General features: G+C 74.1%; 12 protein-coding genes. 7 read left to right on the top strand and 5 right to left on the bottom strand.

The genetic code is table 11. From position 1 onward, the window contains the following. Positions 1 to 10 precede the first annotated feature (10 nt). Genes ACIHFD_RS29320 through ACIHFD_RS29310 form a run of 3 tightly spaced genes read left to right on the top strand, consistent with a single transcriptional unit; the run spans position 11 to position 1,569 of the window. Entirely contained in the window at positions 11 to 490 is a 480-nt protein-coding gene (locus ACIHFD_RS29320; protein ID WP_397369610.1) for a hypothetical protein, read from the top strand. Then, positions 471 to 794, top strand: a complete 324-nt coding sequence (locus tag ACIHFD_RS29315; protein ID WP_350733985.1) for a transcriptional regulator — start codon at positions 471 to 473, stop codon at positions 792 to 794. The genes ACIHFD_RS29320 and ACIHFD_RS29315 overlap by 20 nt, the downstream gene beginning before the upstream one ends. A 52-nt stretch (positions 795 to 846) precedes the next feature. Beyond that, a complete protein-coding gene (locus tag ACIHFD_RS29310) occupies positions 847 to 1,569 on the top strand; it encodes a class I SAM-dependent methyltransferase (protein ID WP_397369609.1) in 723 nt (240 codons plus the stop codon). Here ACIHFD_RS29310 and ACIHFD_RS29305 read toward each other — a convergent pair. Together ACIHFD_RS29305 and ACIHFD_RS29300 are read right to left on the bottom strand one after the other, a co-directional pair. Further along, a complete protein-coding gene (locus ACIHFD_RS29305; RefSeq protein ID WP_397369608.1) occupies positions 1,566 to 2,696 on the bottom strand; it encodes a hypothetical protein in 1,131 nt (376 codons plus the stop codon). The genes ACIHFD_RS29310 and ACIHFD_RS29305 overlap by 4 nt on opposite strands. Beyond that, on the bottom strand, positions 2,696 to 2,977 hold the full coding sequence (locus tag ACIHFD_RS29300; RefSeq protein WP_355201210.1) for a hypothetical protein: 282 nt from the start codon (positions 2,975 to 2,977) through the stop codon (positions 2,696 to 2,698). Before ACIHFD_RS29300 ends, ACIHFD_RS29305 begins: the two co-directional genes overlap by 1 nt. A 145-nt stretch (positions 2,978 to 3,122) precedes the next feature. Between ACIHFD_RS29300 and ACIHFD_RS29295 the strand changes: the two genes are divergently transcribed. The 4 genes from ACIHFD_RS29295 to ACIHFD_RS29280 all read left to right on the top strand — a co-directional run bounded on the left by ACIHFD_RS29295 (position 3,123) and on the right by ACIHFD_RS29280 (position 9,234). After that, positions 3,123 to 3,539, top strand: a complete 417-nt coding sequence (locus ACIHFD_RS29295; RefSeq protein ID WP_397369607.1) for a YbaB/EbfC family nucleoid-associated protein — start codon at positions 3,123 to 3,125, stop codon at positions 3,537 to 3,539. Positions 3,540 to 3,632: 93 nt separating this feature from the next. After that, positions 3,633 to 5,789, top strand: coding sequence for a hypothetical protein (locus ACIHFD_RS29290; protein WP_397369606.1), 2,157 nt, complete (start codon positions 3,633 to 3,635; stop codon positions 5,787 to 5,789). Beyond that, positions 5,786 to 6,910, top strand: coding sequence for a DUF58 domain-containing protein (locus tag ACIHFD_RS29285; protein ID WP_397369604.1), 1,125 nt, complete (start codon positions 5,786 to 5,788; stop codon positions 6,908 to 6,910). Before ACIHFD_RS29290 ends, ACIHFD_RS29285 begins: the two co-directional genes overlap by 4 nt. Before the next feature lie 173 nt (positions 6,911 to 7,083). After that, complete coding sequence (locus ACIHFD_RS29280) at positions 7,084 to 9,234, top strand: DUF3488 and transglutaminase-like domain-containing protein (protein WP_397369603.1); 2,151 nt, start codon at positions 7,084 to 7,086, stop codon at positions 9,232 to 9,234. A gap of 6 nt (positions 9,235 to 9,240) precedes the next feature. Here ACIHFD_RS29280 and ACIHFD_RS29275 read toward each other — a convergent pair whose 3' ends face one another. The 3 genes from ACIHFD_RS29275 to ACIHFD_RS29265 are packed head-to-tail and all read right to left on the bottom strand — an operon-like array spanning position 9,241 to position 12,852. Beyond that, positions 9,241 to 11,016, bottom strand: a complete 1,776-nt coding sequence (locus ACIHFD_RS29275; RefSeq protein ID WP_397369602.1) for a serine/threonine protein kinase — start codon at positions 11,014 to 11,016, stop codon at positions 9,241 to 9,243. Beyond that, positions 11,013 to 12,209 carry a hypothetical protein gene (locus tag ACIHFD_RS29270; RefSeq protein WP_397369601.1) on the bottom strand — a complete coding sequence of 399 codons (1,197 nt, stop codon included), beginning with the start codon at positions 12,207 to 12,209 and terminating at the stop codon, positions 11,013 to 11,015. Before ACIHFD_RS29270 ends, ACIHFD_RS29275 begins: the two co-directional genes overlap by 4 nt. A gap of 10 nt (positions 12,210 to 12,219) precedes the next feature. Continuing rightward, the gene (locus ACIHFD_RS29265) at positions 12,220 to 12,852 is read right to left on the bottom strand and encodes a hypothetical protein (RefSeq protein WP_350733968.1); all 633 of its coding nucleotides are present in this window, start codon (positions 12,850 to 12,852) and stop codon (positions 12,220 to 12,222) included. Positions 12,853 to 12,911 lie beyond the last annotated feature (59 nt).

Genomic DNA, 12,911 nt, shown 5'->3' with positions numbered 1-12,911 from the left:
GGGGTGGCACATGAATCCGCAGGATGCCCAGGCTTCGCTCAACCAGATCCGGGACTTCCAGGACAAGACCCGCGAGGAGATGGTCCGCAAGATCTTCCCCTGGCCCCATGTGATCATCTCGGCGCTTGGGCTCTTCGCCTCGTTCGCGTCGATCGACCTCGAGCAGCCTTGGCTCCCCATCGCTCGCGGGCTCGGGCTCGCAGTGTTCATAGGCGTGGGAATCTTGCACTCGTTCCGGGTCTCCGTCCACCCGAAGCCCACGGCTCCGATGATCGGGGTCTACATCGGCATGGTGCCCATTCTCCTCGTGGCCTTCGTCATCGGCCGGATCGCCGGCTTCATCTTGTTCGGTGTGCCGGCGCACGGGCTGCTGTCGCAGGCCACGGTGGGCGGCGCCCTGGCGGCCATCGTGTATGTCGCCATCATGCCCGTGGTCCGCAGGATCATCACGTCGATTGCGCTGCAGGCTCATGGACCCGCAGTTCGATGAGTTCCTGCACGTGCCCGCGCGGCTGTCGGTGGTCGCGGTGCTGGCGCCGGCCGACTGGGTCGACTTCGGGTTCGTCAGGGACACGATCGGCACCAGCGACTCGGCGCTGTCCAAGCAGGTCTCCGCACTGGCCGGCGCCGGGTACGTGGAGGTGCACAAGGGGCAGGACAAGCGGGCGCGGCGCACGTACGTGCGGCTGACCCCCGCGGGGCGGCTGGCGTTCCAGCGGCACGCGGCGGCGCTGGAGCGGATCGTCGCGCTCTCCCGGATGCCCGCGCCGGACGGGCCGCCCCCGCCCGAGTGACCGGGCGAAAAGGACGTGCGGAACGGCCGGTCCCCGGGGCACGATCATGCCCATGGGCTACGAGGAGCTGATCCGCGACGCGCTGGCCACGCCGTTCGAGGGGTGGGACTGGGCGGTGTTCCGCGGCCGGATGACCACGGCCGGCGACCTGCCCTGGGACTACGAGCGGCTGGTGCGCGACCGGCTCCCGCGCACGCCGTCGCTGCTCGACCTCGGCACCGGAGGGGGTGAGCTGCTGGCGTCCCTGGCGCCGCTCCCGCCGCGCACCGCCGCCACCGAGGGCTACCCGCCGAACCTCCCGATCGCCCGCGACCGCCTGGAGCCGCTGGGCGTCGAGGTGGCCGGGTCGACCGGGCACTTCCCCGACGGCTCGTTCGAGCTGATCGTCGACCGGCACGAGTCGTACGACTCGCACGAGATCCGCCGCCTCCTGGCCGGGGGCGGCACGTTCGTCACCCAGCAGGTGGCCGGGCGCGACCTGGAGGAGCTCAACGCGGCGCTGGGCGGCCCGCCGCACGAGGACCACGCCTGGGACCTCGCCGGCGCGGCCGCCGCGCTCGACGCCGCCGGACTCGAGGTCACCTGGAGCGCGGAAGCCGGCTACCCCGTGGTGTTCCACGACGTCGGAGCGCTCGTGCTCTACCTGCGGGTCGTCTCCTGGCAGGTCCCGGGCTTCGACGCCGGCACGTACGAGGACCGCCTCCGCGCCCTGCACGATGACATGCCGCTCCAAGCGACCGCCCGCCGTTTCGCTCTGACGGCCCGGCACCGTTAACGGTCAAGCTGCGGCGGCGGTGACGAGGGGGCGAAGGGCACCGCGAGCCGGAGCCCCACGCTGGGCGCGAAGCCCAGCAGCGAGCTCTGCGCCATCGGCGGCAGCTTCTTGAACCAGGCGGGCGACGGCACGCCCCACTGGCCCCGCGCCGGGTTGAACAGCCGCCCGACCGCACCGTTGAACCCGCCCGCGATGCCGCTGAACAGCGCCACGTCCCCGAGCGTGGCACTCCACGACTTGCCCTCCACCCTGGCGTTCCAGAAGGCCGGCACGCCGCCCGCGAGGGCGCCCATGGCCACGTTGTTCACGAGCGGGCGGCTGGCGGCGAGCCCGGTGAAGTACTTCGTCTGGCCGAGGGGCCCGGTGAAGCCGGCGACGGTGGAGGCGTTGGCGGTCTGGGCGAGGGAGAGGATGGAGATGTCGAGGGGGTTCTGGCCGAAGACGCCCCTGGCCACGCCGCCTGCCAGCAGGTTGCCGCCGAACGACCAGCCGTGGATCTGGCCGTACTTCCCCAGGGCGGCCAGGGCCGTCTGGCGGAAGCCGCCGCCGGCGTACATGCTGAGGCCGCGCACCAGGCCCGACCTGCCCATCATCGTCGTGAACCCGCGCATGGCCGCCGCCGCGGCGGCGCGCACCGCGGCGAAGCGGCTCAGGATGCCGGTGGCCGTCGCCGCCCCGCGGGCGGCGGTCGCGGCGCTGGACGCCCACACCGCGAACGTGCTCAGGCCCGCCGCCGCCAGCGACGCGACGACACCCGCGGACACCGACGCGATCAGCGAGGTGATCAGCTGGTTGAGCGCCTCCCTGGTCTTCCTGGACGCCTCCACGGCCTGGTCGAGCACGTCGGCGGCGTCGCCGAGCCGCTCGGCCGCCGTGGCCCGGAACTCGGGGGCCAGGTAGCCGCGCCACTTCTGCCGGAACACGTCCGCGTCGCCGCCGATCCACCCCTGGAGCGAGCCGGGGATGGGGGAGAGCGCCGGCTCCAGGCCCTCGATGCCGCTCTTGAGCCGGCGGCAGGCCGCGGCCATGGTCTGCAGGCGCTGCTCCTGCTCGTCGTCGCCGATCGAGGCGACGGTGTTCTTCAGCGTGTTGACGAGGTCGACGACGGGGGTGAAGGGCCCGGACATCAGCCGCCCCCCAGCCGCTCCGCGCTCTCCCGCAGCCCGGTGGCGGTGTCGTCGAGCTTGGCCACCAGGTCCTTGGCGAAGCCGAGCAGCTCCTGGTGGTATTCCCGGTACGACTCCTCCAGCTCCTTGCCGCCGCGCTCCAGAAGGCCGAAGCAGCCGTCGGCCGGCGCGGCATTCCGCTCGAAGTCGGGCAGCAACGGCTTCAGCGCGTCCCGCGCGTCCTCGCACCGCTTTCCCGCGGCCAGGAGCGCGCCCGGATCGATCCGGATTCCACCGCTCATGAAATGGCACCTTTCCCACGGATTAGCCGCTGAGAAATCTGCCATTAATCCATTAGTCAGAGCAATGAAACTTCGCATGCTTCAACTTTTTCCGAAATGGCGGGCCTCCCCCGTACTCTCCCGTCGCAGAGACCCGGGAGGTACGGTGAACGACTTCGACCCCGAAGAGCTGGAACGGATCACCGCGCGGGCGGAGGACATGCTGGCCCGCGTCGAGGAGCTCAGGAGCGAGATCGACGTGGTCGTGGGCAACGGCGAGGCGGCGGACGGTCAGGTACGCGTGACCGCCGGCGCCTCGGGCCGGCTCATGGACGTCGTCCTCGCGCCCAGGGCCATGCGGCTGGACAGCCAGAAGCTGGCCGAGGCCGTGCTGCGGGCCGCGCAGGAGGCCCAGGACGACGTCGCCGCCAAGGTCGACGCTGTCATGGCGGAGACGCTGGGCGGCGCGCTGCCCGGCAGGGAGCTGCTCGACGAGCAGTTCGGCAGCGTGCTGGAGTCGTTCGAGTCGTCCATGGACGAGCAGTTGCGGGCCATCGACGATCGGACGCGTGACAGCCGGTGATCGGACACTTCCAGGTTATTTGAAGGAACCTCGCGATCCGCGGACGCCCCCCTAGGGTGTCCGCGGGCACGTACACGTACGGGATGTGAGTCGGTGGCCATTCGGTGGCGGAATGCGGCGGGACGGCGGGCGGCGGGAATCGTCGCGGGCGCCCTCGTCGCCGTGCTGGTCGGCGTCGGCCTGTTCCTGGGCCAGGGCGTCTCCAGCGCTCGCCCCAAGCTCGCCGACGTCGGGGCGTGGCTCGGCAGCGCGCTCAACGGTGAGGTGGTGCACGCCAACGGCCTGTCCGGGCAACTGGACGGCCGCGTGGACCTGGCCTCCGCCGAGGGCGAGCCGCTCAAGGTGGTGCAGGACGGCAACAACGTGCTCGTCATGGACTCCACGGGCAAGGTCGGACGCATCGACCCCACCCAGCTCGAGGTCGCCCAGACCAACACGCTCGGCGCGGGCGGCATGCAGATCGTGATGGGCGGCGGGAAGGCGTACGGGGTCGACCCGCGGGCCGGCACCGTGCAGCAGCTCGACCCGCTGACGGTGAGCACGATCGGCTCCCCGCTCACCCTCAAGGCGCCGCTCGGCCAGGCCGGCCTCGGCAAGGACGGCACGCTGTGGGTGCCGGTGCCCGAGGAGGGCACGCTGGTCCAGGTGAAGGACGGCCGGCAGGTCAAGGCCGTGACGGTTGGCGAGCCCGGCGACCCGCTCACCCTGACGCTCGCGAACGGCGCCCCGCTGGTCACGAACTCCGCCGCCGCCTCCGCCATGCTGATCGGCCCGGCGGGCACCCGGCTCCAGGTGTCCCTGCCCAGCACGGTCACGGGCGCGGGCGGCGGCGGGCTGCTGGTCCCGGCGGTGGCCGAGAGCCAGATCGTGCCGATCCTGGAGCCCAGGAAGGGCGCGCTCGTCCTGGTCGACACCGCCGGCGGCGGGCTGACCACGGTCTCGGTGAAGGGCGGCAAGCTGGGGGCGCCGCAGGCGCTCGGGCGGCGCGTCTACATCGCCGACGAGAGCAAGGGCCGGCTCATCGTGTACGACACGGTGGCCAAGGCGTTCGAGCCCGAGAAGGTCGTCACGGGCAAGGCGGGACCGCTGGAGGTGTTCGTCAAGGACGGGCTGCTCTGGGTGAACGACCAGTTCAGCGAGACCGCGCTGGTCATCGAGCAGGACGGCAGGGGACACCGGGTCGGCAAGTACGACGAGGCGCTCGGCCAGAAGGACACGCCGACGCCGCTGCCGATCCCGACCTACACACCCTCGGTGGTGCAGCCGACCCTGGTGCCCACCCGGTCGACCAGGCAGCCCACCGGGAAGCCGACGTCCGTTCCGACGAAGACGAAGACGGCCGTGCCGACCGTGACCGTGACGAAGACCCCCACCCCGACCCCCACTCCTACGGACACCCCGACCCCGACCCCGACGCCCACTCCGACGCCGACCCAGACCCCCGATCCGCCGGGATCCGTGACGGCCAAGTCCGGGCCCGGCTGGATGGAGGTCACCTTCACGCCGTCCCGCCAGGGCACGGTCAAGGCGTACACGCTCAAGGGCGCGTCCGACGTCACGCCGTCCCGCGTGCAGCCCGACGGGCCGTACCAGTTCCGGGTGAACGGCGGCCGGTGCGACCAGGAGTACACGTTCCGGGTGGTCGCCGAATGGTCCGGCGGCGAGGTGGAGTCCCAGCCGTCCGTGCCCGTGCGCCCGTGCGTCGCGCCGGGACGGCCGTCCGGCTTCGCCGCCAAGGGCAAGAACCACGGCGCCGACCTGACCTGGTCAGCCCCGGAGAACGCGCGGGACGGCGGCGTCACGTACACGCTGGACGGGCCCGGCAACCATCCGGGATCGCCCGACGGCACCAGTGCGGAGGTCACCGGGCTCAAGAACGGCCAGTCCTACACCTGGACGCTGCGGGCCAAGAACGCGGCGGGCGAGAGCGAGGAGCGCGCGGAGGCCACGGCCGACCTGCGCCCGCCGTCCGCCCAGTTCAGGAACGCCAACAACAACAACAGGGACACCCTGATCCGCTCCGGGCCCAGCGCCGGCGCCGAGGCGGGGCGCATCCCCAAGGGCGAGTACATCACGATGACCGTGCTCTGCCAGCAGAGGGGCGCCGCCTTCACCGACACGGACACGGGCATGAGCAGCGACGTCTGGAACAAGGTGGAGTCCGGCCGCGGCAACGGGTGGCTCAACGACGTGCTGATGGACACCCCGAAGGGGGGCTTCCCCGCGGCCCCGCTCTGGGAGTGCGAATGATCACCAGGGCGGGGTGGGGCCTGGCGGCGGCCTCGGTGCTGGTCTACGCCGTGGGGGCGCCGTTCGGGTACGCCCAGGCGGCGGTCCTCGCGGTGGCGGGGCTGGCCGCCGTGGGCGTGGGCGCGCTGTGGACGCTGCGCGGCGCCGGGCTGGACGTGCGCCGGGAGCTGACGCCGGTGAAGGTGGCCAGGGGCGACCCCGCGGTGGCCCTCCTGCACGTGCGCAACACCGGCCGCCGGCGCCACGCGGGGCTGGTGGCCCGCGACACCTGCCGGGGCACGTCCGTCACGGTCGAGGTGCCGGCGCTGGCCCGCGACACCGCGCGGACGGTGTCGTACCGGCTGCCCACCCGGCGACGCGGGGAGACGCCCGTCGGGCCGCTGCTGCTCGACCGCACCGACCCGTTCGGGCTGGCGCGGCGCTCGATCGCGTACGGGCGCACCGACCTGCTCCTGGTCCGGCCGCGTACGGTGCCGCTCGCGCCCCCGCACGCCGGCCGCCGGCGGCAACTCGACGGGCTCGACTCGCGCTCCGCGCCGAACGGGGCGATCAGCTTCAACGGGCTGCGCGACTACGTGATCGGGGACGACCTGCGGCACGTCCACTGGCGCTCCACGGCCCGCACCGGCGTCCTCATGGTCAAGGAGCTGACCGACGTCAACCTGCCGAGCACCGTCACGGTCCTGGACACCCGGCACTCGTCGTACGAAGGGGACGACGAGTTCGAGCTGGCCGTGGACGTGGCGGCGTCGGTGGCCTGCGCGGTGGCGCGCGACCGCTTCCCCGTGCGGCTGCTCACGGGGGCGGGGCAGCTGCTGCACTCCAAGGGCGGGCCGGGCGAGACCGAGGAGGTCCTGGACCGGCTCGCCGTGGTGGAGCGCTCCGAGCAGGCGGACGCGCCGCTCCACGCTCTGCGGCGGGCGGGCTCGGGCGGGGCGCTGGTGCTGGTCAGCGGCTCGTTCGACGGCCTCGCGGACGCGGCGGCCGTGCGGCGGCGCTTCGACGAGGTGCTGTTCGTGCGGGTGGGCGAGCCGGTGGAGGGCGGGCGGCCCGCGGCGGCCGGGGTGACGGTCATCGAGGTCAGCGACCTGGCGGAACTGGCGGCGGCATGGCCCCGCTAGCCGGTCCGCCGCCCCACGACGTCGCGGTGCCGCAGGGGCGCACCGCGACTCCACCGGACCCTGCCCCGGAGCCGGCAGGCGCCTCGGGCGTCGGATCGGCGTCGGGTGTCGGGTCCGTGCCGGGTGGCGGGTCGGCGGCTGGCGAGCCGGTGGGGGCGCCGGGACCGGGGCCGGTGCGGGGGCTGGTGTCCGTGGGGGTCGTGGCGCTGCTGGCCGCGACGGCCGGGCTCGCGTTCGACGGGGTGTTCCCGTTCGCCGCCCTGCTCCCCGTGGTCGGCCTGGCGGCCGGGGTGCCGTGCGTGCTGTCGGTGGCGCTGTACGGCCGGTTGCCGCTCTGGGGAACGATCCCGGTCAGCGTGCTGGGCTGGCTGGTGGCGGTGTCGGCGACCCTGTTCAGGTCGCAGGCCTGGCTCGGGTTCCTGCCCGGCCCGGCCGCCGTGCGCGCGGCGCTGCTCGGCGTGCGCGACGCGGGCGGCCGGCTCCTGACCACGATCCTCCCGGCGGCGCCCGACAGCACGGCCGTCGTGCTGGCCAGCTTCCTGGTCTGGGCCGCCGCCCTGGCCGGGGCGGAGATCGCGCTGCGGTCCAGGTCCGTCATGCTGCCCGCCCTGGCCGCGCTCCCGGTGCTCGCCGTCGCGGTCGTGCTGGGGGTCGCCGGGTCCGGGTCCGTGGTGCCGTACGCGGCGGTGTTCGCCGGGCTCACCCTGCTGCTCGGCCTGGTCAGGGCGGCCAGGTCGGCGGGGACGATCGCGGTGGGCGTGCCGCTGCTGGCCTGCCTGGTCCTGGCCGCCGTCGTCACCGCGCCCGCCCTGCCCAGGGCCGAGCGCCCGTACGACGTGCGCCGGCTCGTCGAGCAGCCCCCGCCGCGGCCGATCAACGGCGTGAGCGCGCTCGACCAGGTGTCGGCGTGGCTGCAGAACCCGCAGCGCGAGCTGTTCACGGTCGGCACCGCCTCCGAGGCGAACCTGCGCCTGGCCGTCCTGGACACCTTCGACGGGGTCACGTGGACGTCGGGCGCGGGGTTCGTCCCCACCGGCGGGCGGGTGCCGGGGCAGGAGAGCGGCGGGGATCCGGTCACGCAGCGGTTCACCCTGCGGAAGCTCCCGGGTCCGTGGCTGCCCGCCGCCGACCGGCCGCTGCTGGTGAAGGGCGCGGGCATCGTGGTCGATCCCGCGACGGGCATGCTGGCCGGCACGCAGGCGCGCGAGGGCATGACGTACGAGGTGACCTCGGGGATCCGCCGCTACACGGCGGAGGACCTGCGCGCGGCCGTCCCCGCCGCCGACCCGGCCGCGCTGCGGCTGCCGGACGGGCCGGACGGTCGCACGCCGCCGCAGCGGGCCCGCCTCCTCGCCATCGCCCGCCGCGCCACGGCCGGGGCGCAGAGCCCGACGCAGCGGGCCGCCCGGCTGGCGGCCTACCTGCGCAAGCACGCGGTGAACGACGTCAACGCGCCGCCCGGGCACGGCTACCGCAGCATCGAGTTCTTCCTGACGGAGTCGCGCAGGGGGACGACGGAGCAGTTCGCCGCCTCGTTCGCGCTGCTGGCCCGCGCGATCGGGCTGCCGAGCCGGATCGTCGTGGGCTTCCGCCCGGGAACCGGCTCCGGCCCTGGCTCCGGCCCTGGGTCCGGCGCTGGCGGGGTGCGGCAGGTGCGGGGTGGGGACGTGCTGGCCTGGGCGGAGGTCGAGTTCGACGGGATCGGGTGGGTGCCGTTCTACCCGACGCCGTCGCGTACGCGCTCGGGAGGGGGCGGTGACGTGGCCGAGGGCGCGCCGAAGCAGGCGCGGGAGATCGAGCAGGCGATCAATAGCGACTCCTCCGAGCCCAAGCCGACCCCCACGGCCGCCAACCGGGCCACCCCGACCCCGGCGCCGCGTCCCGGCGGCTCCGCGGGCCCGCTCGTCTGGGCGGCCGTGCCCGCCGCCGCGCTCCTGGTGTATCTCCTGGCCGTGCTCGTCGTGCCGCCGCTGAGGCGGATGCGCCGCCGCCGGGCCGCCGCGCCCGCCGCCCGGGTGGTGGGGGCGTGGCGGCAGACGGTGGCCAGGCTGCGCGTGGCCGGGATCCCTGTGCGCTCGGACGCGCTGACGGCTGGCGAGGTGGCGTCTCTGGCCGAGTCCGTCCTGGGTCCGGCCGCGCGCGAGCCGCTCACGACGCTCGCCGACCTGGCCAACCTGGCGACGTTCGGGGGAGCGGCCGTGGACCAGGCGGACGCCGACCTCGCCTGGCGCCACTTCGGCGGCGTGGACGCGCTGGTGCGGCGGAAGGTCGGCCTCGCGAGCAGGCTCGCGCACCGCCTGTCGCCGCGATCCCTGGTGGGGTAGCCGGTCTCAGGAGGGTGGCGGGGTGGCCAGGGGGAGCACGATCGGGGGCTGGACCTGGTCGTCCTGGTTCGTCTCCGCGGCGCCGCGGATGCACAGGGCCGACGACCACGCGACGGACGAGGGCTGGCCGATGGCGACCACGGTGCCGACCTTGAAGCAGTAGCCCGTGACCGGGTCGAGGCCGCTCAGGGTGTAGGTGTTGCTGCCGCTCGCCGCCGGCACCAGCCGGTTGCCGGGGGCCTGCTGGATCACCACGGGATAGCCGCTCTTGCGCACCGCCTTCCAGGCGAGCGTCACGGTGGCGCCGTTGTCGGACACGACCTTGAGGCTTTTGGGACGGTACGCGGCCACCGCGGCGGGATCGACGGTCTGGCGGCGCGCGGGCGGCTCGGACGGCTTGCTCGTCTGCGGTTGCGGCTCGCTCGGTGGCGTCCGCCGGCCGGTCGGCTGGTCCTTTGGTTGCTGGTCGGCCTGGGGCGGCGTGCCGGGGGTCGTGGGGTCGAGGGCGGCGGCCGTCGCGCCGGCGGGTTGCGGCGCGCCGGGCCGGCCGTTCATCGCCAGTGCCACGCTGCCCGCGCCCACCAGCACGGCCAGCGCCGACGCGGTGGTGACCAGCAGCGGGACCCGGCTGCGGCGGTCCGGCGCGGCGGCGGGGGCGTGGGGTGCGGAGACCTCGGGGGGAGGCTGGGAGAAGGGCTGGGGGCCGGCAGGAGGCCTGACCTGGGAACGGTCGGGATCCACCGTCCAGACCAGCTCACGGGGACCTGACCGCGCCGCCGCTCCCGAGTCCTCGAGCGATGGCGAGGGGGAGGGGAGACGCGCGGTGAGGGGCTGACCCGCATCGCCGACGGGCAGGCGGGCCGTCGGGGGCTGTCCCGCGTTCCCGAGGGGGAGGTGGGCGGTCGGCGGCTGGGCCGGGTCCCCGACGGTGAGGCGAGTGGTCGGTGGTTGGGCCGGGCCCGCGGCGGGCGGGTGGGTCGTCAGGAGCTGGGAGGCGACGGTGGCCAGGTCGGTGGCGGCCGGGCGGGCGTCCGAGGTCTTGGCCATCGCCTTCAGCAGGGTCTCGGCCAGGTCCGGCGGCACCCCCGGCGGGAGCGGCGGCGGCGCCTCCGTCAGCACCCCGAGCACGAACTTGGCCGTGCCCCCCGTCCCGTCCAGCGGGAACGCGGGCCGGCCCGCCAGCAGCTCGTACACCATCGACCCGAGCGCGTACACGTCGGAGGCGGGCACGGGCGGGTGGCCCTCCAGCTCCTCCGGCGCCGCGTGCACCGACGGGAGCGTGCCGTCGGGCAGCTCCACGATCGACATCAGCGCGGACATGCCGAACCCCGTGAGCGCCACCCCGCGACCGGCCACGATCACGTTCTCGGGCGTGACCCGGCCGTGCACGCCTCCGGCCGCGTGCGTGGCGGCGAGCGCGTCCGCCGCCGCCCGCAGCAGCCCCAGCGCCTCGTCGAGCGGCATCGGCAGGCTCCGCCCCGGCCGCTCGGCGAGCGTGAGACCGCCGTGGGGCGGCGTCACCAGGTACGGCCGCCCGTCACCGGTGGCCCCCACCTCCAGCACCGGGATCACGCCCTCGTGAGCCGCCAGCGCCTCCGGGAAGCCGAAGCCGCGGACGATCCGCTTCAGCGCCCGCCGGTCGGCCCGGTGGCACGCGAGCGTCTTGACCAGCGCCTCGGCCCCCGTGGCCGCGGATTGCGCGAGGTGCGCGGTCCACGGGCCGTCCTGGCCGGCCCGTTCCAGCAGCCGGTAGCCGCGGACCCGCTCGGTCGTCACCGTCATGCGATCACGGACGGGCCGCCCATGTCATCGGTCTCGAACGCCTCGTCCTCCACCAGCGGGAACCTGGCCCGGTCGCGGTCCCGCTCGGTCCCGTTCTGGCCGCCGCCCATCATCGGCGGCATCATGCCCATCCCCATGCCGGTGGCGCCCAGCCGGCCCGCGCCGCCCGCGGGTGATCCCGAGCCGCTGAGCTGCGTGGCCGGGACGCTGCCCGGCAAAGTGCTGGGGCCGTTGCTGGTGGGTGCGCCGGGCGGCAGGTTCGTCTGCGGCGGGGCCGTCTGGGGCGGTACGCCCGCCAGGTCCGTCCTGGGCGTCTGGGGCAGTTGGGGGGTGTTGAGCTCGGGGTTCTTCAGGTCCGGGGTCTGCGGGGTCTGGAGAGAGGGGTCTTTCAGCGAAGGGCCCTGCAGTGACGGGTCCTTGAGCGTCGGATCCTTCAGGGAGGGGTTCTGGAGTGACGGATCCTTCAGCGACGGGTCCTGGAGCGACGGGTTCTGGAGGCCGGGGGTGTCGAGGCCGGGCGGGGTGCCCGGCAGGCCGAGACTGGGGTTCCCGTACGGGGAGCCCAGGCTGGAGCCCTTGTACGGGTCGCCGGTCAGGCCGCTCGGCATCCCGGGACCGAGCGGGAGGGACGGGTCGGTCATCCCCGCCTGCGGGGCCGTGGACCGCTGCTCCACGTAGCCCGCGATGGCCCCGTACACGTCCCCCATGAACCTGTTGAGCTGGCGCAGGTGATGGCGGGCGAGCGCGTGGCCGTTGGTGTCGCTGCCGAAGGCGTCGCCGATGTCGTCGTCGAGGCCGACGCTGCCCGTCCGCGGCACGTTGTTGTGGAACCAGGGGAGCACCTGGGCGCCGTACCACTCCAGGGGCGTGCCGACCGAATCGGCGGCGATGCTGATGCGCGCGAGGTCGCGCTGCAACTCGCCGACGGTCTCGAAGATCTTCTGCAGGGACTCGCCGCCCAGCGTCTCCGCGATGCGCCCGGCCTGGTTGTGCAGGAGCTCCACGGACGCGGCGCACATCTCGGCGATCTCCTTGTACCGCTTGCCCGCGTCGGCGACGCGGTCCGGGTTGGTGCCCTGGATCAGGGCGGCGACGCCGTCGCTGCTGTCGGAGTCGCCGTTGCCGGTCGGCGCGATGTCGTCGATCTGCGGCGCCCGGGTGTCCTTGAGCGCGTCCGTCCAGTAGTCGGTCATTCGTCCCCCGTCAGGTACGCGTGCGCAGGCCGCCCGCGATGGACTGGTCGGCGCCCTTGGCGGTCTTGACGGTGTCGTCGAGCGCCTGCACCACGGCCGCGTACACCGAGTAGACCCGGTTGATGGCGGCGTCCAGCGTGCTCTGCGCCTTGTCGGTGGTCGCCTTCATGTCGGCGGCGGCCTGCCAGCTGCCGAGGTCGCGGTCCGACAGCCCGGCGAGGGTGAGCCGGACCTTGAGGCTCTGGCCGCCCATCTCGCCCTGCAGGCGCTTGAGGTCCTGGCGGAGCTGCTCCACGGGCGACGACGGGAGCGGCCTGCCGGTGGCCGGGTCCTCGTACTCGCCGACCTTGATGAACATCTCCTTCTTCGCCGTCCCCGGGTCGACCGGGTTGCGGGCGAGCAGGGCCTCGCGGTCGGCGTCCGTCGGCGTCCGGGGCGCCTCGGGGGGATAGTCGCCGTTGCGGTGGAAGTGGATGTGGTCGGCGTACGACTCCTCGATGTTGTCCGGATCGAAGTCGTACTCGGTGCCGCTGAAACCGCCTTCGTAGGTCTGGTTGATCTGCGGCCGCTGGTATACCGACAGGCCGAGGCCCGGCCTGGGGGTGCCGTGCGCGTCGCCTCCCTCGGCCTCAGGTGTCGACATGCTTCCTCTCCGCGGTCGAAGGACGTACCGGCACCTGCCTATCTCGCGCTCCACCCGGC

The organism is Nonomuraea sp. NPDC051941, from assembly GCF_044593615.1.
This window is presented reverse-complemented; position numbering and strand designations above follow the sequence as displayed.